Here is a 25305-nt window from a genome sequence, read left to right as displayed (position 1 = left end):
CTGCGTCCGAGTGCGAAGCACTCGCCTTGGCCTGCCCATTCACTCCAAAAAACCCTCAACGACCGCTTCGCGGCCGGACGCAGGCTTCGCCAGCTGCTACAGGGGTGTGAATCTTCATGCATAACCCCTGCGCCATCATCCCCGTCTACAACCACGAAACCGCCATCACCACCGTGGTCGATGCGGTGCTCGGCAGCGGCTTACCCTGCATTCTGGTTGACGATGCCAGCGATCCAGTCTGCGCAAAAGTGCTCGACCACCTGGCCCGGCGCGAAAACGTCTTTCTGATCCGCCTCACCGCTAACCAGGGCAAGGGCGGCGCGGTCATGACCGGTCTGCGCGAGGCTTCCCGCCTGGGTTTCAGCCACGCCTTGCAAGTGGACGCCGATGGCCAGCACGACCTGCTGGACGTGAGTGTTTTCATCGAGCAATCGCGCGCGCATCCCGAAGCGGTGATCTGCGGCTATCCGCAGTACGACGACAGCGTGCCAAAGGGTCGCTTGTATGCCCGCTACCTGACTCACGTCATGGTCTGGATCAACACGCTGTCGTTGCAGATTCGCGACTCCATGTGCGGTTTTCGCGTGTATCCCGTGCCACCGACCCTGGCGCTGATCAATTCGGCGAAAATCGGCAAGCGCATGGATTTCGACTCGGACATCCTCGTGCGACTGGCCTGGCGCAACCAGCCCATGCACTGGCTGCCCACCAAGGTTCATTACCCGCTGGACGGCGTTTCGCATTTCCGCCTGTTCCACGACAACGTGCTGATTTCGAGCATGCACACACGCCTGTTCTTCGGCATGTTGCTGCGGGCGCCGGTGATTCTCTGGCGGCGGTGGCGAGCATGAGCGTCGACAACGAGCACTGGGCCGACCGCGAGGAACGCGGCAGTTTCTGGCTGATGAAATTCACCGCCGTCTGCGCCAAAGTGCTGGGCCGGCGGTTGCTCAGCCCGCTGCTGTACGGCATCGTCCTGTACTTTTTCCTGTTCGGCCGCAGCGCTCGTAAAAGCGCCTGGCAATACCAGCAGCGCCTCGCCGACTGGAGTGGCCGCAGCGAACTGCGCCCGACCCATTGGCGGGTGTTCGGTCAGTTCATGGCGTTTGCCGATTCCATGCTCGACAAGCTCGACGTGTGGAACGGCAAACTGAGCATCGAGCAGATCGAAATCATCGACCCGGCGCTGCTGCGCAGTCAGCTACGCGGTACTCGCGGGCAGATGCTGGTGGGCGCACATTTGGGCAACCTCGAAGTCTGCCGCGCGCTCGCCGAGATTGGCGAAAAAGTCACCATGAACGTGCTGGTGCACACCAAGCACGCCGAACAATTCAACCGTTTGCTGGGCGAAGCCGGGGCGACCAACCTGCGCCTGATCCAGGTCAGCGAGCTGAACCCGGTGATCATGCTGCAACTGCATGAGCGCCTGGAGCGCGGTGAATGGCTGGCGATTGCCGGCGACCGCGTGCCGCTGCACGGCGGGCGAAGCGTCACGGTGGACTTTCTCGGGCATCAAGCGGCGTTCCCCCAAGGACCGTGGCTGCTGGCCGGCCTGCTCAAGTGCCCGGTCAATCTGTTGCTGTGCCTCAAGAAACCCACAGGCGACTATCGACTGACCCTCGAACCGTTCACCGACGCCGTGGTCTGGAAACGAAGCGAGCGCGAGCAGGTCATTCATCAGTGGGCGACCCGCTACGCCGAACGCTTGGGTCACTATTGCCTCGAAGCCCCTCAACAATGGTTCAACTTTTACCCTTTCTGGAAGACCGATGACGACGCCAACGCTTGAGCCGGTAACTTTCGGCGAACTCCCTTTGTCCATCGAAGACGTGCTGGCCCTGGCCAACCGTCAGGCGCCGACGCAATTGCAAGGCGACCCCGAGTTCCGTCGGCGTATCGCCAAGGGCGCGCAGTTCCTGGATTCCCTGCTGGACAAGGAAGGCGTGATCTACGGTGTCACCACCGGTTATGGCGACTCTTGCGTGGTCGCGGTGCCGCTGCATCACGTCGAGGCGCTGCCCCGTCATCTGTACACGTTCCACGGCTGCGGCCTGGGCAAACTGCTCGATGCCCAGGCGACTCGCGCGGTACTCGCGGCGCGTTTGCAGTCGTTGTGCCAAGGAGTGTCCGGGGTTCGCGTGGAACTGCTGGAACGCCTCCAGGCGTTCATCGAACACGACATCCTGCCGCTGATTCCCGAGGAAGGTTCGGTAGGCGCCAGCGGGGATCTGACGCCGTTGTCCTATGTTGCCGCGACGTTATCGGGAGAACGCGAGGTGATGTTCCGTGGCGAACGTCGACAGGCCGCTGATGTGCATGACGAACTCGGCTGGGAGCCGTTGGTGCTGCGTCCCAAGGAAGCGCTGGCGTTGATGAACGGTACTGCCGTCATGACCGGTCTCGCTTGCCTGGCCTATGCCCGCGCCGATTACCTGTTGCAACTCGCCACGCGCATCACGGCGCTGAACGTGGTTGCGCTGCAAGGCAATCCGGAGCACTTCGACGAGCGCCTGTTCGCCGCCAAGCCTCATCCCGGGCAGATGCAAGTGGCCGCCTGGCTGCGCAAGGACCTGGCAATCGACGCGCCGACTGCACCGCTGCATCGCCTGCAGGACCGCTATTCCCTACGTTGTGCGCCGCATGTTCTCGGCGTGCTGGCCGACAGCCTGAACTGGCTGCGCTCCTTCATCGAAATCGAGCTCAACAGCGCCAATGACAACCCGATCATCGACGCCGAAGCCGAGCGTGTGCTGCACGGCGGGCACTTTTACGGCGGTCACATTGCCTTCGCGATGGACAGCCTGAAGAACCTGGTCGCCAACGTCGCCGATCTGCTGGATCGCCAACTGGCACTCCTGGTGGACGAGCGTTACAACCACGGCCTGCCAAGCAATCTGTCCGGCGCCAGCGCTGATCGCGCGATGCTCAACCACGGCTTCAAGGCGGTGCAGATCGGCACCAGCGCCTGGACCGCCGAAGCGCTGAAAAACACCATGCCCGCCAGTGTGTTTTCGCGCTCCACCGAGTGTCATAACCAGGACAAGGTGAGCATGGGCACCATCGCGGCGCGCGACGCCATCCGTGTGTTGGAGCTGACCGAACAGGTCGCCGCCGCCACGCTGCTGGCCGCCAATCAAGGCGTCTGGTTGCGCAGCAAAGCCGAGGACGCGCGTCCTTTGCCACCGGCCCTAGCGGCCATGCACGAAGCCCTGGGCAAGGACTTCCCGCCGGTCATCGAAGACCGGGCACTGGAAGGCGAATTGCGTCTGTGCCTCAAGCGTATCGCCGAACAACACTGGAGGCTTCATGCGTAGCAAGGGCGTGCTTCACATCGATACGGAAATCCAGGTGCCATTTTTCGACGTCGACACCATGCACGTCGTCTGGCATGGCCATTACGTCAAATACCTTGAAGTCGCCCGCTGCGCGTTGCTGGACAAGATCGGCCACAACTACACCGCCATGGTCGAATCTGGCTATGCCTGGCCGGTGATCGACCTGCAACTGCGTTACGTACGCGGCGCCGTGTTCGGCCAGAAGCTGAATGTTCGAGCCAATCTGGTGGAATGGGAGAACCGCCTGAAGATCAACTACCTGATCAGCGACCTGGACACCGGCGAACGCCTGACCCGCGCCGTGTCCGTGCAAGTCGCTGTCGACATGGACAGCCGTGAGATGCAACTCGCATCGCCCAAGGTCTTCACCGACGCAGTCGAAAGGATGCTTCCATGACTCCAGGAATCGACACCTCTTTTGATGCCCCGCCGACCCCCTGTAGCGAGCGAGCTTGCTCGCGCTTGAGTGCGCAGCGCTCACCAATTCGCCGATTTTGGGGCCGCTACGCAGTCCAGCGCGAGCAAGCTCGCTCGCCACAATTTTTACTGCTCAGGTGCCTGAGTATGCTGGCGCTGCTCGGCTTGTCGTCGCTCGCTCAGGCGTTTGATCTGCAGCAACTCAGCGATCAACTGGCCAAACCCGATGTCATCCACGGCCATTTCATTCAGGAAAAACACCTGCGCGCCCTGCCTCAACCGTTGACCAGCAAGGGCACGTTCGTTCTCGCAAAAAATCAGGGCCTGCTGTGGTTACTGAAAACGCCGCTGCAACAGGATTACCGCATCAACGACAAAGGAATCTCACGACGTGATGCCAACGGTTGGCAACTGCTACCGGGCAAAAGTGCCGGCGCCGAGCAGAACCGTTTGTTCCTCGCCGTCTTGCAAGGTGACAGCAGCGGACTGACCAGGGATTTCGAGCTGTCGCTAAGCGGCGACGCACAGGACTGGAAGCTGACCTTGATCCCCCGCTCGATGTTGCTCAAGCAGGTGTTCAACCAGATCAACATCACCGGGGGTGAGTTGGTGCACAGCATCGAACTGCTGGAAACCCAGGGCGACAGCACGCTGCTGCGCATGCAGGACAGCACCAGCGCACAACCGTTAACCGAAGCGGAGCAGCATGACTTTGCCGAATGAACGCAGGCTCCCCACGTTCTTTCTGATCCTGCTGCTGGCGGTGCTCGCGCTCGCTGGTTGGCAATGGCGTGACGGCCCTCCGCTGTCGGCCAACCTCATGGAGCTGGTGCCGGGCACCGCCCCGGACGCATTGGAACTGCGCGCCGAACAACGCATGCAAGAACCGCTCAACCGGGAAATGCTGGTGCTGGTCGGCCATACCGATCGCCAGCAAGCCGTCGCGATGGCGCAGAAACTCGGGGAGCAGTGGCAGGCCAGCGGCCTGTTCGAAAAGGTCCAGTGGAACCTGCAAGCCGACCTGCCGGCGTTGCGCACGCAACTGTTGCAAGGTCGATTGGCAATGCTTTCCGCAGAGGATCGGCAACAGCTGATCGAGCATCCTGACGCGTTCATCCAACAGCGCGTACAAGCGCTGTTCGACCCTTTCACTGGCTTCACGCTGGTACCGAGCCAGGATGACTGGCTCGGCCTGACCGGACGCATCCAGAACAGCCAGCCGCAGCACGGCGCAGTGCAGCTGGACATCGGCAGCGGCGCGCTGATTGCCGACGCCGACGGCAAAAGTTGGGTGTTGCTGCGTGCACGCACCACCGGCAACGCCTTCGACATGAAGCTGCCGTTGCAAGTGGCCGACCTGCTCCAGACCAGTCGCGAAGAAGCTGCGCAGGCCGACGTGCAACTGCTTGCTGCCAGTGGCCTGCTGTACGCCGCCAATGGCCAGCAGCAAGCCACCCGCGAGATGACCTGGGTGGGCGGCGGCGCGACGGTCGGGATTTTGCTGTTGCTGTTGCTGGCCTTCCGACGCTGGCGCGTTGTGCTCGCGTTCGTCCCGGTACTGGTGGGCATGCTGTTCGGCGCAGTCGCGTGCGTCGCGTTGTTCGGTCATATGCATGTCATGACGCTGGTGCTGGGTTCGAGCCTGATCGGCGTTGCCGTCGACTACCCGCTGCATTACCTGTCCAAGAGCTGGAGCCTGAAACCCTGGCACAGTTGGCCGGCCTTGCGCCTGACGTTGCCCGGCCTGACGCTGAGCCTGATCACAAGCTGCATCGGCTATCTCGCCCTGGCCTGGACGCCCTTCCCGGCCCTGACCCAGATCGCCGTGTTCTCTGCCGCCGGGCTGCTTGGCGCTTACCTGTCTGCGGTGTGCCTGTTACCTGCGCTGCTCAAGGGCGTCGATCTGCGACCGGCGCAATGGCCGCTGAAAGTCTGCGAATACTTGCTGAAGCTGCGCGAGGCATTGCTCAAACATGCCAGCACGCCGGTGCTGCTGGCCTTGCTGATCGCCTTCTGCGTGGGCGGTCTGTTGAAGCTCGACAGCAAGAACGATATTCGCCAATGGGTCGGCGCACCGCAGCAATTGACCGATGAAGCTCAAGCCATTGCGCGCATCACCGGCTATCAGCCCACCAGTCAATTCTTCCTTGTGCGGGCGACCAATCAAGAGGAATTACTCGAACGGCAAACCGCGCTGAGCGACCGCCTGGATCAACTGGTCAACCTGGAAAAACTTCAGGGCTACCTCTCGCTCAATCAATTGGTCAGTCAGCCAAGCGAGCAGTTGCAGGTGCGCGAAGCGCTGCAAAAACTGGCGCAATTCTGGCAGCCACTGCTCGCCCTCGGTGTGCCGGCCGAAGCGCTGCACGCCGAAGTGACGACGCTGCAGGCGTTGCCCACTCAGGACATCGACGCGGCACTGGCCGGCCCCTTGGCGGAGCCTTATCGCCCACTCTGGCTGGGCCCGACCGATGACGGCGGTGTGGCGGCCATGGTCAGCCTGCAAGGTCTGAACAACCCTGCGCTGCTGCAAATTCAGGCGAGGGACTTGCCGGGAGTGGAACTGGTCGATCGCCTCGGTGAACTGAATTCGGTGTTTGCCGCCACCCAGATCAGCGCCGCTGAATTGAAACTCGCCTCCTGCGTATTGATCGTGCTGGTGCTGATCCTGCCGTTCGGCCTCGGCGGTGCCCTGCGCATCGTCGCCCTGCCGTTGCTGGCCGCACTGTGTAGCCTGGCCAGTCTGGGCTGGCTGGGACAACCGCTGACGTTGTTCAGCCTGTTCGGCCTGCTGCTGGTGACGGCGATCAGTGTCGATTATGCGATCCTCATGCGCGAGCAGGTCGGCGGCGCTGCCGTGAGCCTGCTGGGCACCTTGCTGGCAGCGCTGACCACCTGGCTGTCGTTCGGTTTACTCGCGGTTTCGAGCACCCCTGCCGTCAGCAACTTTGGCCTCTCGGTGAGCCTGGGCCTGGCCTTCAGCTTCATGCTGGCGCCGTGGGCCGGGCGCCAAAACCATGCGGTTGTGGTTGCGGAGCGGGCAGAGTGATGATCCTCGGGTTTTGGGCAATGGCCCTGGCGCTGTTCGCCGTGGCCACTCGTGTCGGGCGCCACTTCGGGCTGATCCCGATCGTCAGCCAATTGCTCCTGGCGACCCTCGGCTTGCCGCTGTTGATGTACTTCTGGATCGAGCCGGGCTGGCAGTTGAGCGGCGCTCAACTGATCTCGCCAACCTGGTTGAAAAATCTCTACAGCCTGAGTTTTGCCCTGCTGCTGGGACACATCCTCAGTGATGTGATCGACCTGCGCCTTGATCGCCAGAGCCTGAAAATAGCTCTGCCGAGTTTCTGCATTCCGTTCGCCTGCGGACTGGCGACGGCCGCTTGGCTGCTGCCGGCGCAACCGTGGATCAGTTCACTGGCGGTCGGTTTGCTGTTCGCCATTACCGCGATCCCGGTGTTGTACCTGTACCTGCGGCACATCAACTACCCGACTGCCGCCACTCGGCGACTGGTGCAAACCGCGATCCTGATCGACCTCACGTGCTGGACCCTGTTCGCCATCGCCCAGGGCAGCCTGCACCTGAGCAGCCTGTTGCTGCCACTCGCCGGGGCGTGCCTGCCGTTGCTGCTGCGTCTGCTCAGGCTGCGCCAACCGTTGCTGCACAGTGGCTGCTTCTTCGCCCTGCTGGTGGTCGCGGAACACTACAGGCTTAACGCGCTGATTCTCGGCATCGGTTATCTGTTGTGCATGGCGGCATTGAAGGTGCCGCTGATTCTGCCGCTGCCGGCCCTGTGGATGAGTCGCCTGCAGACGTACATTGCGATCCCGCTGATCCTCACGTTCGGTATCGTGCAGATCAACGTCCACAGCGCCATGGACAGCCTCAGCGGACTGCAACTGAGTGCACTGCTGCTGTTGCCGATTGCCAGTAAACTGCTGGGCAACTGGCTCGGCCTGGGCTGGGCTGGTGCATCGTTCGAAGGCGCCAGCCGCTGGCGCGAAAGTATCCTGCTGAACATTCGCGGTTTGAGTGAGATCGTCTTTCTCAACCTGCTGTTGCAACAACAACTCATCAGCCCGGCGCTGTACTTTGCGCTGATGCTGATGGGCCTGATTGCGACACTGCTGCCGGCACTGGCCGGTATGCACCGAACCCCCATGAACATCGCCGCCCCGACAAGGAATCCCCATGCCAACAGTTGAAATGGAACGTCGCCAGGTTGTTGTCATCGGTGCAGGCCCGTCGGGCGCAATCGCCGCCGCGCTGCTCAAGCGCAAGGGGCACGATGTGCTGATGATCGAGCGCCAGCATTTCCCGAGGTTTTCCATCGGCGAAAGCCTGCTGTCCCACTGCCTGGATTTCGTCGAAGAAGCCGGCATGCTCGAGGCAGTGAACGCCGCCGGGTTCCAGCTGAAAACCGGCGCCGCCTTCGCCTGGGGCGAGCAGTACAGCGCCTTTGATTTTGGTGACACCTTCAGCAACGGCAAGCCCACCACCTTCCAGGTACAGCGCGCCGATTTCGACAAGCTGCTGGCGGATCAGGCCGCGTTGCAAGGCGTGGAAGTCCGCTACGGCGAAGCCATTGTCAGCGTTGATATCGACCGGCCAACCCCCCTGCTCGGTGTGCAGCGAGAAGACGGCAGCGAGTACCAGATCGAAGCCGGGTTCATGCTCGATGCCAGTGGTTACGGCCGCGTCCTGCCGCGCTTGCTCGACCTCGAAGCGCCCTCGAATTTTCCGGTGCGCCAGGCCGTGTTCACCCACGTCGAAGACCATATCGACAACCCGTCTTTCGACCGCACGAAAATCCTCGTCACCACCCACCCGACCCAACGCGACATCTGGTTCTGGACCATCCCCTTCAGCAATGGCCGATGCTCGGTAGGCGTGGTCGCGGCGGCGGAACATTTCGAAGGTCGCGCCGATAATCTCGACGACTGCCTGCGCGGATTCATCGCCCAAACCCCTAGCCTGTCCGGCGTGCTGAACAATGCCGTGTGGGATACGCCGGCGCGCACCATCGGCGGTTACTCCGCCAACGTCAAAACCCTGCATGGCCCGGGCTTTGCGCTGTTGGGTAATGCGGCGGAATTCCTTGATCCGGTCTTCTCCTCCGGCGTGACCATCGCCATGCGTTCGGCGAGCATGGCCGCCGCCGTTCTGCACCGCCAACTGCAAGGCGAAAGCGTCGACTGGCAGACCGAATTTGCCGAACCGCTCAAGCGTGGCGTGGACACGTTCCGCTGCTACGTCGAAGGCTGGTACGCCGGGACTTTCCAGGACGTGATTTACCACCCGGACAGCTCACCCGATATCCGCCGCATGATCAGCGCGATCCTCGCGGGCTATGCCTGGGACGTGCGCAACCCGTTCGTTGCCGAACCCAAACGCCGACTGCGCATGCTGTCGGAGCTCTGTGCAAGGGATGCGACATGAGTTACCTGAGCGACAACTACGTCGAGGAAACCCGCTTCGGCTTCTGGTTCCTGCGCAGCCATACCTGGCAGCACCATGTGTTGCGAGTCGCCATCAATGATTTGCGCAACCTGTTCACTGAAGCGCTGCCGTGCAATCCCGTGTTGCTGGATGCCGGTTGCGGTCAGGGCAAGTCGTTCCAGTACTTGCACCAGCGCTTTTCGCCTCAGCGATTGATCGGTCTGGACGCCGACCCACACAGCTTGCTCCTTAGCCGTGAAGAAGCGGCCCGTCAGGGGATGGACGTGGAGTTGATCGGCAGCGACTGCGCCCGCATCAACGTGCCGGATGCCAGCGTTGACCTGCTGTTTTGCCACCAGACGTTCCACCATCTGGTCGAGCAAGACGAAGCCCTGGCCGAGTTCTACCGGGTGCTCAAGCCGGGCGGTTATCTGCTGTTCGCCGAGTCCACCGAGGCTTACATTGATACGTGGGTGATCCGCTGGTTGTTTCGTCATCCGATGCACGTGCAGAAAAGCGCTGCCGGGTATCTGCAGATGATCCGCCAACAGGGTTTCGAATTCAGTCCGCAGAACGTTTCGTACCCGTACCTGTGGTGGAGCCGCGCCAGGGATTTCGGTTTGCTTGAACGCTTCGGCTTGCGTCAGCCAAAGCCCTTTGGCCAGCGGGAAGAAACCCTGGTCAATGTGGTGGCCCGCAAACCGCTTGAGAGAGCACTGTGATGTTCACTGTCGTCAAATTCTGTGGGAGTGAGCCTGCGCGCGATTGCGCTGGCTCAGGCAACCTGACTGTTGGATGTAATACCGTCATCGCGAGCAGGCTCACGCCTACCGGGATAGCGAGGTTTTTGCTACTGGGCGCCGCCTTGCTGTTGAGCGCCTGTGCCACCCGCGCGCCGCTGCCCGAGCAGACCCCGGACCTGCCATTGCCGTTGCAACTGCACATCCAGCGCCTGCAGGACGATCAGCGTCTGGACTGGGTTTTGGTGATCCAGCGCGAAGGCCCTGGCATTCGCTGGTCGATGATGGACTTGTTGGGTATCCCGCAGGCCCGCCAGAAACTGATCGACGGTGAATGGCACGCCGACGGTCTGCTGCCGCCGAATCCGGAAGCGAGAGAGCTGTTCGCGGCACTGATGTTTGCGCTGACGCCCAAGGATCAACTCCAGGGTAACTATCCGCTCGCCTGGCAACATGGCGCACAACGGAGCCTGCCCGAGCACTGGGATGTGCGTTACGCGCAGCCGATGAATTTTGAGCTGACCCTGCCTAAAGGCCCGAAATATCAGGTCACGCCGCTGAGCGGGGACACGCCATGACGGCCTATCTGAACGCACTCGGGGTGATCTGTGCCCTGGGTCGGGACAAGCAGGAAGTAGCACACCATCTGTTTGCCGGTGATTGCTCCGGCATGCGCAATGAAAGCGGCTGGGTCGCAGACCGCTCATTACCGGTGGCCGCCGTACGCGGTGAGCTCGCACCCATTCCCGCTGGACTCGCGGACCAAGGCACCCGTAATAATCAATTGCTGCTCGAAGCGGCACTGCAGATCCGCGGAGACATCGACCAGGCCATCCAGACTTACGGTCGTGACCGTATCGGCGTGGTCCTGGGCACCAGCACATCGGGCATCGACGAAGCCAGTCGCGGGCTCGCTCACTACATTCGTGAAGATGAATTTCCCGCCCAATACGACTATCAGCAACAGGAACTCGGCGCGCCGGCGAATTTCCTTGCGCAATGGCTGCAATTGAGTGGTCCGGCCTATGTAATTTCCACCGCCTGCACCTCCAGCGCACGGGCGTTGATGAGTGCCCAGCGCCTGCTGAATCTCGGCCTGTGCGACGCAGTGCTGTGCGGCGGGGTCGACACCCTGTGCAAGCTGACATTGAACGGGTTCTCGGCGCTGGACGCGGTATCCGGGCAACGCTGCAATCCGTTTTCGGTCAATCGCAACGGCATCAACATCGGCGAAGCAGCGGTGTTGTTTCTGATGACCAGACGTGCCGGCGAACATCAATCGATTGCCCTGCTCGGCAGCGGCGCCAGCTCCGACGCGCATCACATCTCCGCCCCGGAACCGACCGGCCGCGGTGCCCTGCAAGCGATGCGCAAAGCCCTGAGCCGCGCGAGCCTGCAACCCGAACAGATTGGCTACCTGAACCTGCACGGCACCGCCACGCAACACAACGACGCGATGGAAAGCCTGGCGGTGGCCACGCTGTTCCCGGCAGGCGTGCCGTGTTCGTCGACCAAACCGATGACCGGTCATACCCTTGGCGCGGCCGGGGCACTCGAAGCGGCCTTCTGCTGGTTGAGCCTGAGCACTGACAATCAACAGCACGCCTTGCCGCCGCACGTCTGGGATGGCCAGCCAGACCCTGGGCTGCCCGCACTGAAGTGGGTGACCCCGGCCGATCGGCTGACGTCCATTGCACCTCGCTACCTGATGAGCAATTCCTTTGCCTTCGGTGGCAACAACGTCAGCCTGATAATCGGAGACGCACCATGATCGACTGGCCGCTCGCCGAACTGCTGCCTCACGCTGGCGACATGATCCTGATCGAGCAGGTTTTGTCCTTCGATGACGAGCAGATCCTCACCCGGCTGATCGTCAAACCCGACGGCCTGTTCAACCGTCCCGACGGCAGCCTGCCAGCCTGGGTCGGCATCGAACTGATGGCCCAGAGCGTTGCCGCCTATGCCGGCTGTCATGCACGCCAGCGTGGCGATGCCGTGGCGCTGGGCTTCCTGCTGGGCACCCGTAAATTCGAATGCAACGTCGAACATTTCCCCGCCGGCACCGAGCTGACCATCCACGGGCTGCGCTCGCTCGAAGACGATAACGGCATGGGCGTGTTCGAATGCCACATCAACGCCCCCGGCATCCACGCCACCGCCCGTCTGAACGTGTTCCGCCCGCCTCAGCCTGCGCAATATCTTCATGAATCGAAGGAGTCCAGTCATGACTGAATCCGTACTGGTCACCGGTTCCAGCCGTGGCATCGGCCGCGCTATCGCCTTGCGTCTGGCCCTGGCCGGGCATGACATCGTGCTGCATTGCCGCAGCGGTCTCGCCGACGCGCAGGCGGTGAAGGCAGAAATCGAAGCCCTGGGCCGCCATGCCCGCGTGCTGCAATTCGACGTGTCCGACCGTGCCAGCTGCAAAGCCATTCTTGAGGCCGATGTGGAAACCCACGGCGCGTATTACGGGGTGGTACTGAATGCCGGACTGACACGCGACGGTGCTTTTCCGGCGCTGAGCGAGGATGATTGGGATGTGGTGATGCGCACCAACCTCGACGGTTTCTACAACGTGCTGCACCCGGTGATGATGCCGATGATTCGTCGTCGCGCCGCTGGGCGGATTGTCTGCATCACGTCGGTGTCCGGGTTGATCGGCAACCGTGGCCAGGTCAATTACAGCGCCTCCAAGGCGGGCTTGATCGGTGCGGCGAAAGCCCTGGCGATCGAACTGGGCAAGCGCAAGATCACCGTCAACTGCGTCGCTCCCGGCCTGATCGATACGGCGATGCTCGATGAAAACGTGCCGGTGGAAGAACTGATGAAAATGATCCCCGCACAACGCATGGGCACCCCGGAAGAGGTGGCCGGTGCAGTGAATTTCCTGATGTCGGCGGAAGCGTCGTACATCACCCGGCAGGTTTTGGCCGTCAACGGAGGCCTGTGCTGATGAAGCGCGTCGTCGTCACCGGCATGGCCGGCATCACTTCTCTGGGCAGCGATTGGGAAACCATCGCCGGCAACTTCGCGGCCAACCGCAGCGGCATTCGCCGAATGGACGAGTGGGACCGGTTTACCGAACTCAACACCCGCCTGGCCGGGCCCATCGATGACTTCAAGGTGCCCAGCCACTGGACTCGCAAACAACTGCGCAGCATGGGCCGCGTTTCGCGCCTTGCCGTTGGTGCGTCAGAGCGAGCCCTCGCCGACGCAGGGTTGCTGGGCGATGAATCGATCAAGGATGGGCGCATGGGCGTCGCTTGCGGGTCTTCCACCGGCAGCACGGACGAGATCAAGGCCTTCGGCAACATGCTGCTCAACTCGGTCGCCGAGGGGCTCAACGCCAATTCCTACGTGCGCATGATGCCCCACACTACCGCCGCCAATATCAGCATCTTCTTCGGCCTCACCGGCCGGTTGATTCCGACGTCCAGCGCCTGCACCAGCGGCAGCCAGGGCATCGGTTACGCCTACGAATCGATCAAGTTCGGCCGCCTGCCGCTGATGCTCGCTGGCGGTGCCGAAGAACTGTGCCCCACCGAAGCCATGGTCTTCGACGCGCTCTACGCCACCAGCCTGAAAAACAACGCCCCGCAAACCACCCCGCGCCCTTATGACAAGGACCGCGACGGCCTGGTGATTGGTGAAGGTGGCGGCATGCTGGTGCTCGAAGAACTCGAACACGCCCTGGCTCGCGGTGCGCGCATTCATGCCGAACTCGTCGGCTTCGGCAGCAACGCCGACGGCCAGCACACCACCCGTCCGGAGCAACTCACCATGCGCCGGGCCATGGAGCTGGCACTGGAAGACGCAGGCTTGCAGCCGTCTGACATCGGCTACGTCAACGGTCACGGCACCGCGACCGAGCAAGGCGACATTGCCGAAACCCTCGCGACCAGCGCGCTGTTTGGTGAACACATGCCGATCAGCTCGCAGAAAAGCTTCCTAGGCCACACCCTCGGCGCCTGCGGGGCGTTGGAGTCGTGGTTCAGCATCGAAATGATGAACAGCGATTTGTACGCGCACACCTTCAACCTCGATGAAGTTGACCCGCATTGCGGCAAGCTGGATTACCTGCGCGGCGAGTTCCGGCAGATGAGTAATCAGTATGTGATGAACAACAATTTTGCGTTTGGCGGGGTGAATACGTCGCTGATTTTTCGGCGTTGGTCTTAATCTGCAAGCCCGCTCCCACATTGATGGTTTATTGATCGTTCCCACCCTCTGCGTGGGAATGCAGCCCGGGACGCTCAGCGTCCCATCCAGAGCCGAATGCGGAGCGTCCGTTGAGGCATTCCCACGCGGAGCGTGGGAACGATCAGTGGTGTAGCTGCTTACGGTGGATCAAGGTTATCCAGCACCCGATTCACCGCCAGCTCTCCCAGCATGATCGACTGCTGAATCCCCAGCAGTGTGTTGCACTGTGAGCCCTCCAGATACCGCACAAAGTCGCTGGCCATGACGTTCGCTGAGGCCAGGGATTCGCAGGCGTATTCCAGCAGGGTCTGGTTGTCGATATCAGGGGCGATGAGGAAGATGGAGCTCGGTTGGCGCGTGCGACCGGCCATGTGATCGGGGGCTTCGAGCGGCTTGTCACAATTGGGGGTTTCGTGCGGCGACGTCGGATCGGTGTCCGGCGGATTGGGTGTGACCTTGACCATCTCTTAGTTCTCCTGTTTGGCTGCATCCAGTTCGCGACTAAACGAAAGGGAGGCAGCTGTACGCAGGTTAGTCGACCGACGAACTAAGAAATCGGCGCGCCCGAAGGCGCCCTGCGCACAGCTACCATCAAGTTCAGGTGTGGAACCTGACTGATGTGCACTCGTACGACTTAGTTACGACGGGCGACTAAACCCGATCACTGGGAATCAGTGACCGAACCAAGTTATCGACCGCCCCCAAGGCGCACAAGCCGGCGGATTCTGGATTAGTTGTAGGCAATGCCGCAAGGCGCCGTGGCCTGCTCAAGGCAATATGGAAATGTCCTACACCTTCTAGCGAAACGTCCGTTCTGGCGTAGATAGCTGGATCCTTTCTAGTGAGCTTACGATTGACGGTTCAGCAGTCACGCTTGCCAGCGGCTCTACCTTCGTCGTCAGACGAAGCGGACAACAACATGTAGGAGTTTCGTTACTTAAACTTCACCAGCAAATACACAATGAACATCCAAACTATGGTGACCACGACCGTCACCACATAGGCAGTCAGAAGCTTTTTCAGATGAGACGGGAAGCGTCTAATCTCTAAAGGGTCCACGTCACCACAACGGATGTAGTACTGAGGCCAAACGACTATCCCAGCAACTCTATTGATCAATACGCACTCCCCAATCCAGCCTTGCCGCCGCCATCCCTGCGCCCATATATATAGGTAGCGACTGTTTTTCAAAGCATCCACTATTGCATCAAGATGACGACGGCTCAGGTACACACAGAGTGCAATGCCCACACATCCCAGCAAAATTGGGCCGCCGGCAAAAACGATTGCCATCCACAGCGGCCACGTATCAATACTGGTCATGGCTGTTTAGCTTCAAACAGTTTTGTACCTGTGTATTCCCCTCCTGTGCCACCGAACTCAGCCCCTGCCCATGCGCCAAGTCCGACCAAGGCGGCAAAACAAATAACGCCTCCTACAGCAGTGGTAACACCCAGCGCCACACAGACAGGACCAGCGACCCAAGAGGATCCGGCCCCCCCTGCCATACCACCTACAGTGGACCCGATGAATTTACCTCCTTCAGTAAATTTGATCTTCTCGCAAGCAACCCCAGAGTCACCCACACAAACTTCTTGAATAGCCAGCAACGAAGAAACCCCGCCAATACCAATTCCAATATAGCCGCCTGACTGCATGTACTTGGCAGCGCGACTCACGGCACTCACATGTGTGACATAACCTGGAATCTGCCCAGGCGCCCCAGCCTTGTCCCAGTGATGAACCAGGCTACGACTGGAAATGCCAAGCGCTGTCTTCAACTTGGGATGATCACCAAGGGTCGTCTGCCCGCGCAATCGGGTGGAATTCAGCAAGTGTGCATCCAGCTGGACGAGCAGCCGCTGGCGATCGGCAAAAAATTGCGCCGACCTGAGGTGACCGAGTTGGCGATAGCTCTCCTGATGCAGGCGTTCCATAGCTTGAAGAGTATCGCGAAGGCTGCTCAGGTGTTTTTCCATGACGACTGCGCTGACGCCAAGCCAGGTCGAAGTCTGGCCAGTGAAGCTGGCGATTTCGGCACCGTGACGATGCATGAAATCGGCTTCCTCCGGCGTTAGCGGATCGAGTGACGCCTTGACCTCTTGAGCTGCCTGCATCAGCTGTCCTTCCTGGTAGGTGCAAGAAGTGTTGTTCGGATCGCTTAGAACGATCATCGAGCCAGCTTTAAGGTCGCCTAGATAAGGGTTCAGCGCCTGAAACTTACTCATCACCATTGAGGGGCGCGCGGCGAACAGCATGGCCTCCACCTGTTCGCGGGTCATGGTTCTCGGCACAACAAAAAAGCCAGGCTCTGGCAAGTCGACGCTGGTAAATCCTGACAGCACTGGATTGCTGGAGGGAGCGAAGCCGGATTGACGTGGCACTACTTGCTGAGGGATAGCCGCAGGGATGGTCGGTTGTGCGGAACTCCTGATGCCCTGCGAAGCAGGACTTGTCTCATTTTGATAGGTAGCCGTGAAAATCGAAGGAATCAGCCGGGCCTTGCAAGGACAACCGCTGTAGCTATCCAGCGTGCCAGCCATAAGTTTGCCATGACTGTTCATGTATGAAATGCCACCGATGATCCGGTAAGTTTCGCCGTCCACTCCACATGAGACTCGGTCACCTTCGCGGGCATGAGCCAAGCCGTACAACATAATCCTGGTATCACCATCCAGAACTGTGCCGCCACAACTGGTTTTATCATGCAGACCGATGAAATAACCTTTAGCCATGAATCTACTTCCCCTCGGAGGAGGGCAGAAAATCCTTTGCCATAGGTACACCTTCACGGGCAATCAACACACAAGTGCTTTGTGGTGTATTGATGATCTCGTCGCCATTGCTGAGCAAACTGCCAACCAGCGCAACGTTGCTATTCGCTTCCCCGGCGCCGGTGATGATGTGCGCTGAACTGCCATCGGCATAAATAACGTGATCGCCTTTGCGTGCTGCGCGGACGGTCTGACCATTTTCCAGTTTGAATTGCAGTGACGCCGAAGCATCCTGGATGACCCCGCCGTTACGGGATAGGCTGCCCTCCGTTGCACAACGGAAGATGGCGATGGCGGGGTGAGATTTAATGTAATTCCGTTGCTGACGAACAACCGACTGGGCGTGCTCATCGAACTGCGCAATTTTCTGCTCACTGAAGTATGGCTTGTCCAGACTGCGCAGATGTTCAGGGGTAGCTTCGTTGGTGTAGTAGACGTTCGCGGAGGTATTCATTTCGCTGGCCTTTTTCCTGGTATGAGAGGCGAAAATATTACGACGGACGTCAAAAGCGCCGAGATCCCGCGACAGTGTTAAAAAGCCGATTAGGAAGTTTCGCTACAACATGAAAACCTTTTCCTACAGGGACGTTTCTGTAGAGAGCTTATTCAAAAGAACTAACCATTTATCGGATTGAAGACAGTCCGTAATAGGTGATTACTGATTCTCCGACCCACCATCAAATATGTATCAAGATCAAAAGATCACAGCCTTCGGCAGCTCCTACAGGGGTCGTGTGTACGACTCGGACACTGTAGGAGCTGCCGAAGACTCGTGCCGCGTTCAGACGATTTTTTCAACAGGTAACGCGGTGGTTAATTGGATGGATCAAGGTTATCCAGGCACCCGATTCACCGCCAGCTCTCCCAGCATGATCGACTGCTGAATCCCCAGCAGTGTGTTGCACTGTGAGCCCTCCAGATACCGCACAAAGTCGCTGGCCATGACGTTCGCTGAGGCCAGGGATTCGCAGGCGTATTCCAGCAGGGTCTGGTTGTCGATATCAGGGGCGATGAGGAAGATGGAGCTCGGTTGGCGCGTGCGACCGGCCATGTGATCGGTGGCTTCGAGCGGCTTTTCAGAATTGGGGGCTTCGTGCGGCGACGTCGGATCGGTGTCCGGCGGATTGGGTGTGACCTTTAACATTTGCCAACTCCTTGAATGGAGCCGCAACTGCCTCGCGACTAAACGAATGGGTGGCGGCTGTGCGCAGGTTAGTCGACCGGGGAGTTAGCAATACCGGCGCGCCCGAAAGCGCCCTGCGCACAACCACCATTAAGTACAGGGATGAGGGATACCTGACTGAATAGAACGCTGTGCACCTACTAACAACCCCGGGCGACTAAACCCGATCACTGGGAATCAGTGACCGAACCAAGTTATCGACCGCCCCCAAGGCGCACAAGCCGGCGGATTCTGGATTAGTTGTAGGCAATGCCGCAAGGCGCTGTGGCCTGCTCAAGGCAATATGGAAATGTCCTACACCCTTCAGCGAATCGTCCGATTTGGCGTAGGTGAACGCACCGTTTCTGGTGGGCTGGCGGACGCTTTCGCGGGCAAGCCCGCTCCCACAAATTTTTGCAGTGTGGCGACCATCGCGTTCACACCGCTTGACCTGTGAGAGCGGTCTTGCCCGCGATTGACTGGAAAGCAGACGCTTATGCGACACCAGAAACGACAAAGGGCGCCTTTCGGCGCCCCTTCACAAACAGGTTGGCTTGTCATCGCTCTGTACCTGTCTGGCTCTGCGATGGCTGGTTACCCAGGATCCTCAGAGTCTCACAAGCCCCTTTCGGGAACTCCGGTAATATTGCTTGAAACTGAACCAGGGACAACAGCTGGCAGTTGGCCCGTATGCCACACCTCATGACATCACAAGCCAAGCGCGCTGCGAACTGCGGCTTTGATTGCGTGAAACTCATCTGCTTCAAGTTGTGAAATTAAATAAACGCGCTTCCCCTGGCGATCCCGGCTTTTGATCCGGTCAAGTCTCGACAAGCTGACTGTTGCAACCCTATCGCACTTTGCCCAGCAAACTGCATTGGCACCCTGGAGATGGCTTTGCAGTTCCAAATGGTGTTCCAGCAGACGATCCGGCGCAGTGGTGCTTAAAGGGACAACCGTTACCAACAAGCTGTACGTCCTGTGTTTGCGTATAACGACAACAGGCCTGACTTTAATCATTTCGGGGACTTCAAAACCTCTGAAATCGCAAATCAGCACACTACCTTCCTTAGGTTGATACAGAAGTGGCATCCGTGGCACTCATCAAAAGAAATCGATAATGCGCAAGGAACAGACAAATCTCTAAGGTCGATCCGTAACTTCAAATGTACGGGGTGCGGTGCTTTGATTTTCCCCTTCAACCTTCCTCGTCAACAACTCCACAAACGCCCGCGCCATCGGCGATTTCTGATCCTTGCGTTGCACCAGCCACACCGCCGACACCGCTGCCGGATCAAGCAAAGGTCGGTACACGACCCCATCAATGCGCATCCGCTGATAAGACGCCGGCAGCACCGACACGCCCAACCCCGCCGCCACCAATCCAATGATAGTCATCGCCTCGCCGGCTTCCTGGGCGAAGTGCGGGCTGAAGCCGGAGTCTCGCGCCAGGCTCAGCAGTTGCGCGTACAGCCCGCTGCCGTAGCTGCGTGGGAAAAAGACGAACGGTTCGAGAGCCAGGGCTGACAGAAACAGGCCACCCTCGCTGCCATTCACCAGCGGATGCTTGGAGCTGAGCACCGCCACCAGCGGCTCACGCATCAGCTCCACCACGCTCAGAGAATCCGGCAGACCCAGCGGTCGCATGATCCCGACTTCGATCGACTCATCCACCAGCGCCTCAGCCACTTGGGTACTGCTCATTTCCCGCAGGTTCAAATGCACCGCCGGAAAACGCTGGCGGAACGAAAAAATCGCTTGGGGAATGGTCGAGTTGAAGGGCGCCGACGAGGTGAATCCAATCTTCATTTCGCCCAGCTCACCGAGTTGCGCCCGGCGTGCGACGTCCGCAGCCTTGTCGACCTGCGCCAGCGCCAGTCGCGCCTCTTCCAGAAACAGTCGCCCGGCTTCGCTCAGCTCGACCCGACGATTGGTACGCTCGAACAAGCGCGCCCCGACTTCCTGTTCCAGTGCCTGAATCTGCTGGCTCAGCGGTGGCTGCGAGATGCCCAGCACCTGTGCGGCGCGGCCAAAGTGCAGTTCTTCAGCGACGGCGATGAAGTAGCGCAGGTGGCGTAATTCCATGAAAACTCCATTAGGTCGTAAAACCTCTCAAACAGGTCGAACAATATATTGGATTGAATCATTAGGCAGCTATATGCTTTTTTCATTGCCTGACCGGCTGCCTGCTACCGAGGTCCGAAGTGAAAACTGTTGTCGCTCCACTCGCCCATGAAGTTCCACCCGCCGCGCTGGACGATGTCGTCGCCGAGATGAAGGAGATCTACATCGAAAAAGGCACGCCGATGTTCATGCGCACGGTGCTGGCGCTGTTCTGCGGCGGCTTCGCGACCTTCGCCCTGCTGTACTGCGTGCAACCGATGATGCCGCTGTTGTCCCACGAATACGCCATCAATGCAGCGCAGAGCAGCCTGATCCTCTCGGTTGCCACCGGCATGCTCGCCATCGGCCTGCTGATCACCGGCCCGATCTCCGACCGAGTGGGGCGTAAACCGGTGATGGTTGCTGCGTTGTTCGCCGCAGCGTTGTGCACCATCGCCAGCTCGATGATGCCGAGCTGGCACGGTGTCTTGCTCATGCGAGCGCTGATCGGCTTGTCGTTGAGCGGTCTGGCGGCGGTCGCCATGACCTACCTGAGCGAGGAGATCCACCCACAACACATCGGCCTGGCGATGGGCCTGTACATCGGCGGCAACGCCATCGGCGGGATGAGCGGGCGTTTGATCACCGGCGTGTTGATCGACTTCGTCAGCTGGCACACGGCGATGCTGGTCATCGGAGGCCTGGCGCTGATTGCAGCGGCGGTGTTCTGGAAAATCCTCCCGGAATCGCGCAACTTCCGCCCACGCTCGCTGCACCCGCGCAGCCTGCTCGACGGTTTCACCATGCACTTTCGCGATGCCGGCCTGCCGCTGCTGTTCCTTGAAGCCTTTGTGTTGATGGGCGCGTTCGTCACCCTGTTCAACTACATCGGCTATCGCCTGCTGGCGGAGCCTTACCACATGGAACAAGCCTTCGTCGGACTGCTGTCGGTGGTGTACCTGTCGGGGATCTACAGTTCAGCAAAAATCGGTTCGTTGGCCGACAAACTGGGCCGCCGCAAAGTGCTCTGGTCGACCATCGTATTGATGATCGCCGGTCTTGCCCTGACCCTGTTCACGCCACTGCCCCTGGTGATCATCGGCATGCTGATTTTCACCTTCGGCTTCTTCGGCGCGCATTCGGTCGCGAGCAGCTGGATTGGCCGACGCGCAACCACGGCCAAGGGCCAGGCGTCCTCGCTGTACCTGTTCAGCTATTACGCCGGGTCGAGCATTGCCGGGACGGCGGGCGGCGTGTTCTGGCACCTGGGTGGGTGGAACGGGATCGGGCTGTTCGTTGGCACCTTGCTGGTGATTGCGCTGCTCGTGGCGTTGAAGTTGGCGAAACTGCCGCTATTGCCCGGCAACGGCACCCCTATCTGAACACCACCCGCGCCTCCAGCAGCGCGTCCCGTTTTTCCAGCGTCAACGATTGCAGCGCAACCCCCTCACGCTCGACGCCGTCTAGCCATTGCATCACGGCGTTCGCGTTGCCGCTGAGGGTCAGGCGCACTGTATCGACGTCTGTTTCCATCTGGTGGATATCGAGCCCCGCCGCCGTAGCGTTGTCGCTGATGCGCAGCGACAGGGGCTGACCGGAATCAGCTGGAGCATTGCTGCGCGGTTGCGCGTGTTGCAGCTGCGCAACCAGTGCCAACTGATGCCGATGTTGACGCTCGACGGTTTCCAGGCGCTGACGAGTCGGCTGCCAGATCAGACTGAATGCCACAACGATCAGCAAGAAAGCACCCAGGGCTTGCAGCAACCGTTGTTCACGCACAGAAATGCGCTGCCATACCTGCTTCATGCGTTGTCTTCCACGGTGAGGGTGGCGTGCACGTTGTCGCGCTCTTTGGTGGCGCTATCGAGCCTGACGGACATGCCTTGCTGCCGCCCCCGCTCACGCAACTGTTCAAGCGCGGCAAAGCTGTTGGCGGTCAGCTGGATTTTCCATCCGTCCCCCACCCGAAATTCGATACGACGCACCTCGACAGCGCTGGCACCGATGACTTGATCAATCAGTTTCACCAGGCTGGCAATGCGCGTGTTCGGCGACTCTACCGGTCGATTTTGAAGTGCCTTGAGTTGCGCGGCCAGATCCACGATGCGGCTTTGATCAGGGTAGATCGCCTTGAACCGCTGCTCGTTTTGCGTGACAAGACGACGGGTTTCACTGTCCAGAAAACGAATGCGCATTTCACTGGCGCCCCAAGTCATCAACAACAGCATCGCCATCGCAAACCCGCCGAGGCGCCAGGGCAAAGACCTGCGACGCGGGGCGAAAGCACCTTGCAGCAGATTGATTGCATGCGCTGGGCGCGTCTTCAGCCATTGATCAAGGGGTGGGCCATCCTGACGCTCGTCGCACCACTGAATGTCCGCGGGCAACATGGGCCGCAGTTGCGTCAGCCCGTCTTCCGACAACGCCATCCGCGCCGGCAGCCCCCCACCCAGAATCCATCGACCCCACCACCAGACGCCTAGCGCGTGATCGTCGGGCAAGACGTCGGCATCAACGAAGATCGAACGAACCTCAATGCCCGACGCCGCCAACAACGTCAGGATGGCGGTCAATCGTTGTCGGGCAATGACCATCACCGGGTAACGTCCTTCACGGTCACGCAAACCTATGCAGAGGTGCAGCGCCTCGAGCGCCTCGCTGAGTTGATCTTCCACCGCAAACGCGATGACTCGTTTGTCGGGAGCACGTCGCGAAGGCCAGGGATCGCTAAGCACCCAGCTGCATAACTCGATTGGCAACAGCAGGTCGACGGCCTGCCCGTTCAACGCCTGCGCTGCTTGATCCATGGACAGGGGTTGACGTTGGCCGGTCGGTGACCAGACGCAGCAGGGCCAGTCAGTCGACCCTGCATCGAGGCCTTCGGCGGTCAGGTAAAGCCAGGTGTTCATCGCAAAGCCTCGTTGGCCATCGAAGGGAGAAAACGTTTTTGCAGGACCGTCAGTTGGCGGGTCTTGAGGTCACGTTCGACGTCGGTCACCAAGCGCAAACTGCGCTCTCCAGACGTCGCTTGCACCGTGATCCGAAACCAGCGGCTGGCGATCCCCAGGCCATGGCTGCTCAGGCCCAAACCGGAAATCATCGGGTCCTGGGTAAACGCCTGAACACTGCCCCAGGCGGAGGTCGACGCCTGCCGAACCAATGCATCGCCTAGTGCGGCGTCGACTTCACCGAGGGTCCTCAAGATCAGCGCGGGTGCTGTGTTGATGTTCAGAGCCGCCTCGGGAGGTAGAAGCGCCACCCAGGGTTCAAGTTGTCGCAACACCTGACCGTCAAAGCCCGGCAGTAATCGGAGCTGGCTCAGCTCCCGCAATTCCCCCACCTGGCCGAGCTGCAGCGGTGCAAGATCGAGCGATGCCTGCAAGCGCGCCCAACGGTTGAGCGTGACCTGATCAATCTGTCCCGGCTTCAGTAATGCGTTGAGGTTGAAGCGTCCTGCGAGATCCTCGATGTCGACACTGATTTGCGCCTCTTCAATGTCGAATGCAGGCGTCAGGCGAGCCCAGTCCTGAGTCAGATCAACGGTTTTAGGTGTGCCTTGTTCCGCGTCCTGTAACTGCAGCCGTGCCCAGGCTTCGGCGCCTACGACCAACTGACGCAGGTGTAACTGCTGCAGCTGTTGAGCGCTGCTTTGCAGCATCAGGCGATGACTGCGCAGCAAGGCGCTGGTGATCAACAGCACCAGGCTCATGACCAGCAATACGCTGATCAATGCGATGCCTTTTTGGCGCCCGTTCATGGCCGCGAGCCTGGCATCAGCAGCACCCGACGGATCGCGTCGAAACGTCCGACCGAGACCTGAACTTCCAGCGCCATTGGCGCGTTCCTGTGTTGTCCTGCCGGCCAATCGCTCAGCCAGCCGCCCTCGGCATCAAACAATCGCCAGCTCAAGTCACGCACCTCGTCGAGCAGCTTCTGGCGTTGCACGATCGCCGTGCCGTCCCCGCGACTCTCGCGCCACAGCGCGCCGTTCTCCAGCTGATAGCTCAGCGTTTGGCGTTCACTGCGGGGCTGGTCCAGGGGATTACGCCAGTGGCTGCGCTGTAATTGCAGGCCTGCCTGCGTCAGCACGACAGGCTGCCCGGTCACGTGCATCAGGTCGCGTTCGATCACGGCCATGGCGCGTTGCAGGCTTCTGAATTCACGTTCATGAGCCGTCGTACCTTGCTGCACGCGCACCACACCATCGAACAACCTCCAACTGGCCAACCCCAGCAGCGCGAATATCGCCAACGCGATAACCAGCTCCAGCAACGTGAACCCTTGCTGGTTATTCATGGCGATTGGGTGCCCAGCCGTTGGCGCGATACAAGGTCTGCTCGCGACCCGCCAGCGTGACCTGGATGTCGATGTTGAGCAGGTCCGGATCGCTCGCCGCACTGATGGTCTGGCGCAGCATCCAGTCGCGACGATCCATGTGCACGATCAGGTGTTGTTGACCGATGGCCAGGTGCGGTTGCAGACGCAGTTCGTTGAGCCGGTTATCCGCCAACCACGCCGCGAAGACGCGCGCTTCGATACCGGCGGTCTGCTTCACCACGTATTGACTCGCCGACAGTACAGCGGCCGCCAGCGTCGCAAAAATCGCCAGGGCCACCATGATTTCCAACAGCGTGAAGCCGCGCATGTGCGTGATGGAATGACGGCTACCCATCGATCACGACCTCACCGATGCCGTCCCCGGAAAGGCTCAGCCAGGTCCTGTCGGCGGACATGAACGTCAGCGTGAACGCGCTGGTTTCATCGCTGCTGAGCAACAGCAATTGAGGCGGTCCCGCGTCAGCGCCGAGGATCAGCGAATACCCGTCTTGCTTGAGCCGCACCCGAACGTTATCGGGCCACCGATAAAAGCTGCCCGCCGATTCCCAGCCGCGAATGTCATACCGCATCACGCGATAGCCCTCGATGCTCAGTCGCAGGCCATATTCGCGCCCCTCGATCACGGCGCGCTCTCGCAGCTGTTGCATGACCTGCGCAAGCGCGTGCGCCTCCTGCCTTGCCTGGCGCGCCGGATTCAGGCCAGTGGCAAAACTCGCCATGCCCAGCAACACACCGATCAAGACGATGACGATCATCAGCTCCAGCAACGTGAAGCCTGTACACCGCTTGCGCATTG

Annotated in this window: 27 protein-coding genes and 1 pseudogene; 15 read left to right on the top strand and 13 right to left on the bottom strand. The window is 60.3% G+C overall.

Annotated elements, in window-relative coordinates; translation table 11 throughout:
- Nucleotides 1–116 precede the first annotated feature (116 nt).
- From AC3ZVB_RS06780 to AC3ZVB_RS06715, 14 genes are all read left to right on the top strand, one after another.
- Complete coding sequence (locus AC3ZVB_RS06780) at nt 117–851, top strand: glycosyltransferase family 2 protein (protein WP_490146133.1); 735 nt, start codon at nt 117–119, stop codon at nt 849–851.
- Complete coding sequence (locus AC3ZVB_RS06775) at nt 848–1789, top strand: lysophospholipid acyltransferase family protein (protein WP_162439892.1); 942 nt, start codon at nt 848–850, stop codon at nt 1787–1789. The genes AC3ZVB_RS06780 and AC3ZVB_RS06775 overlap by 4 nt, the downstream gene beginning before the upstream one ends.
- Complete coding sequence (locus AC3ZVB_RS06770) at nt 1770–3314, top strand: HAL/PAL/TAL family ammonia-lyase (RefSeq protein WP_490146132.1); 1545 nt, start codon at nt 1770–1772, stop codon at nt 3312–3314. The genes AC3ZVB_RS06775 and AC3ZVB_RS06770 overlap by 20 nt, the downstream gene beginning before the upstream one ends.
- Nucleotides 3307–3732, top strand: a complete 426-nt coding sequence (locus AC3ZVB_RS06765) for an acyl-CoA thioesterase (protein ID WP_194691642.1) — start codon at nt 3307–3309, stop codon at nt 3730–3732. Before AC3ZVB_RS06770 ends, AC3ZVB_RS06765 begins: the two co-directional genes overlap by 8 nt.
- Nucleotides 3733–3899: 167 nt before the next feature.
- A complete protein-coding gene (locus AC3ZVB_RS06760) occupies nt 3900–4475 on the top strand; it encodes an outer membrane lipoprotein carrier protein LolA (protein WP_490146131.1) in 576 nt (191 codons plus the stop codon).
- Nucleotides 4459–6801 (top strand): MMPL family transporter, encoded by a 2343-nt coding sequence (locus tag AC3ZVB_RS06755; protein WP_490146130.1) that lies wholly within the window; start codon nt 4459–4461, stop codon nt 6799–6801. Before AC3ZVB_RS06760 ends, AC3ZVB_RS06755 begins: the two co-directional genes overlap by 17 nt.
- Complete coding sequence (locus AC3ZVB_RS06750) at nt 6801–7958, top strand: cation:proton antiporter (RefSeq protein ID WP_490146129.1); 1158 nt, start codon at nt 6801–6803, stop codon at nt 7956–7958. The genes AC3ZVB_RS06755 and AC3ZVB_RS06750 overlap by 1 nt, the downstream gene beginning before the upstream one ends.
- The gene (locus AC3ZVB_RS06745) at nt 7945–9192 is read left to right on the top strand and encodes an NAD(P)/FAD-dependent oxidoreductase (RefSeq protein WP_490146128.1); all 1248 of its coding nucleotides are present in this window, start codon (nt 7945–7947) and stop codon (nt 9190–9192) included. The genes AC3ZVB_RS06750 and AC3ZVB_RS06745 overlap by 14 nt, the downstream gene beginning before the upstream one ends.
- Complete coding sequence (locus AC3ZVB_RS06740) at nt 9189–9914, top strand: class I SAM-dependent methyltransferase (RefSeq protein WP_490146127.1); 726 nt, start codon at nt 9189–9191, stop codon at nt 9912–9914. The genes AC3ZVB_RS06745 and AC3ZVB_RS06740 overlap by 4 nt, the downstream gene beginning before the upstream one ends.
- A gap of 113 nt (nt 9915–10027) precedes the next feature.
- Nucleotides 10028–10510: a hypothetical protein gene (locus AC3ZVB_RS06735; protein WP_490146240.1), complete on the top strand. Its 483-nt coding sequence runs from the start codon at nt 10028–10030 to the stop codon at nt 10508–10510.
- Nucleotides 10507–11703 carry a beta-ketoacyl-[acyl-carrier-protein] synthase family protein gene (locus AC3ZVB_RS06730; protein WP_490146126.1) on the top strand — a complete coding sequence of 399 codons (1197 nt, stop codon included), beginning with the start codon at nt 10507–10509 and terminating at the stop codon, nt 11701–11703. The genes AC3ZVB_RS06735 and AC3ZVB_RS06730 overlap by 4 nt, the downstream gene beginning before the upstream one ends.
- The gene (locus AC3ZVB_RS06725) at nt 11700–12164 is read left to right on the top strand and encodes a hotdog family protein (RefSeq protein WP_490146125.1); all 465 of its coding nucleotides are present in this window, start codon (nt 11700–11702) and stop codon (nt 12162–12164) included. The genes AC3ZVB_RS06730 and AC3ZVB_RS06725 overlap by 4 nt, the downstream gene beginning before the upstream one ends.
- On the top strand, nt 12157–12885 hold the full coding sequence (fabG, locus tag AC3ZVB_RS06720) for a 3-oxoacyl-ACP reductase FabG (RefSeq protein ID WP_490146124.1): 729 nt from the start codon (nt 12157–12159) through the stop codon (nt 12883–12885). The genes AC3ZVB_RS06725 and fabG overlap by 8 nt, the downstream gene beginning before the upstream one ends.
- Nucleotides 12885–14111: a beta-ketoacyl-ACP synthase gene (locus tag AC3ZVB_RS06715; RefSeq protein WP_490146123.1), complete on the top strand. Its 1227-nt coding sequence runs from the start codon at nt 12885–12887 to the stop codon at nt 14109–14111. Before fabG ends, AC3ZVB_RS06715 begins: the two co-directional genes overlap by 1 nt.
- A 158-nt stretch (nt 14112–14269) precedes the next feature.
- Here the strand turns inward: AC3ZVB_RS06715 and AC3ZVB_RS06710 are convergent, their stop codons facing one another.
- The 7 genes and pseudogenes from AC3ZVB_RS06710 to AC3ZVB_RS06680 all read right to left on the bottom strand — a co-directional run bounded on the left by AC3ZVB_RS06710 (nt 14270) and on the right by AC3ZVB_RS06680 (nt 20153).
- Nucleotides 14270–14596 carry a DUF6124 family protein gene (locus AC3ZVB_RS06710; RefSeq protein ID WP_490146122.1) on the bottom strand — a complete coding sequence of 109 codons (327 nt, stop codon included), beginning with the start codon at nt 14594–14596 and terminating at the stop codon, nt 14270–14272.
- A 469-nt stretch (nt 14597–15065) separates the two neighbouring features.
- Nucleotides 15066–15455, bottom strand: a complete 390-nt coding sequence (locus AC3ZVB_RS06705; RefSeq protein ID WP_490146121.1) for a hypothetical protein — start codon at nt 15453–15455, stop codon at nt 15066–15068.
- On the bottom strand, nt 15452–16867 hold the full coding sequence (locus tag AC3ZVB_RS06700) for a PAAR domain-containing protein (protein ID WP_490146120.1): 1416 nt from the start codon (nt 16865–16867) through the stop codon (nt 15452–15454). The genes AC3ZVB_RS06705 and AC3ZVB_RS06700 overlap by 4 nt, the downstream gene beginning before the upstream one ends.
- A 4-nt stretch (nt 16868–16871) precedes the next feature.
- On the bottom strand, nt 16872–17360 hold the full coding sequence (locus AC3ZVB_RS06695; RefSeq protein ID WP_490146119.1) for a hypothetical protein: 489 nt from the start codon (nt 17358–17360) through the stop codon (nt 16872–16874).
- 359 nt (nt 17361–17719) lie between these two features.
- Nucleotides 17720–18050: pseudogene (locus tag AC3ZVB_RS06690) on the bottom strand (DUF6124 family protein).
- Nucleotides 18051–18776: 726 nt separating this feature from the next.
- Nucleotides 18777–19160: a type II toxin-antitoxin system PemK/MazF family toxin gene (locus AC3ZVB_RS06685; RefSeq protein WP_490146118.1), complete on the bottom strand. Its 384-nt coding sequence runs from the start codon at nt 19158–19160 to the stop codon at nt 18777–18779.
- 51 nt (nt 19161–19211) lie between these two features.
- Nucleotides 19212–20153, bottom strand: a complete 942-nt coding sequence (locus tag AC3ZVB_RS06680; RefSeq protein WP_162439904.1) for a LysR family transcriptional regulator — start codon at nt 20151–20153, stop codon at nt 19212–19214.
- 167 nt (nt 20154–20320) lie between these two features.
- Here AC3ZVB_RS06680 and AC3ZVB_RS06675 point away from each other — a divergent pair, with 167 nt between their 5' ends.
- Nucleotides 20321–21553 (top strand): MFS transporter, encoded by a 1233-nt coding sequence (locus AC3ZVB_RS06675; protein WP_442966294.1) that lies wholly within the window; start codon nt 20321–20323, stop codon nt 21551–21553.
- On the opposite strand, the gene AC3ZVB_RS06670 is transcribed toward AC3ZVB_RS06675, so the two are convergent.
- The 6 genes from AC3ZVB_RS06670 to gspH are packed head-to-tail and all read right to left on the bottom strand — an operon-like array spanning nt 21546 to nt 25303.
- On the bottom strand, nt 21546–21977 hold the full coding sequence (locus tag AC3ZVB_RS06670; RefSeq protein WP_194691653.1) for a type II secretion system protein M: 432 nt from the start codon (nt 21975–21977) through the stop codon (nt 21546–21548). The two genes, AC3ZVB_RS06675 and AC3ZVB_RS06670, sit on opposite strands and share 8 nt — an antisense overlap.
- A complete protein-coding gene (gene gspL / locus AC3ZVB_RS06665; RefSeq protein WP_490146117.1) occupies nt 21974–23080 on the bottom strand; it encodes a type II secretion system protein GspL in 1107 nt (368 codons plus the stop codon). Before gspL ends, AC3ZVB_RS06670 begins: the two co-directional genes overlap by 4 nt.
- Nucleotides 23077–23928, bottom strand: a complete 852-nt coding sequence (locus tag AC3ZVB_RS06660) for a type II secretion system minor pseudopilin (RefSeq protein WP_490146116.1) — start codon at nt 23926–23928, stop codon at nt 23077–23079. Before AC3ZVB_RS06660 ends, gspL begins: the two co-directional genes overlap by 4 nt.
- Nucleotides 23925–24467, bottom strand: a complete 543-nt coding sequence (locus tag AC3ZVB_RS06655) for a type II secretion system protein GspJ (protein ID WP_490146115.1) — start codon at nt 24465–24467, stop codon at nt 23925–23927. Before AC3ZVB_RS06655 ends, AC3ZVB_RS06660 begins: the two co-directional genes overlap by 4 nt.
- Nucleotides 24460–24843 carry a type II secretion system minor pseudopilin GspI gene (gspI, locus tag AC3ZVB_RS06650; protein WP_162439910.1) on the bottom strand — a complete coding sequence of 128 codons (384 nt, stop codon included), beginning with the start codon at nt 24841–24843 and terminating at the stop codon, nt 24460–24462. The genes AC3ZVB_RS06655 and gspI overlap by 8 nt, the downstream gene beginning before the upstream one ends.
- Nucleotides 24836–25303 carry a type II secretion system minor pseudopilin GspH gene (gspH, locus tag AC3ZVB_RS06645; protein WP_194691658.1) on the bottom strand — a complete coding sequence of 156 codons (468 nt, stop codon included), beginning with the start codon at nt 25301–25303 and terminating at the stop codon, nt 24836–24838. Before gspH ends, gspI begins: the two co-directional genes overlap by 8 nt.
- Nucleotides 25304–25305 lie beyond the last annotated feature (2 nt).

Source organism: Pseudomonas sp. MDV22-iso1 (genome assembly GCF_058145095.1).
This window is presented reverse-complemented; position numbering and strand designations above follow the sequence as displayed.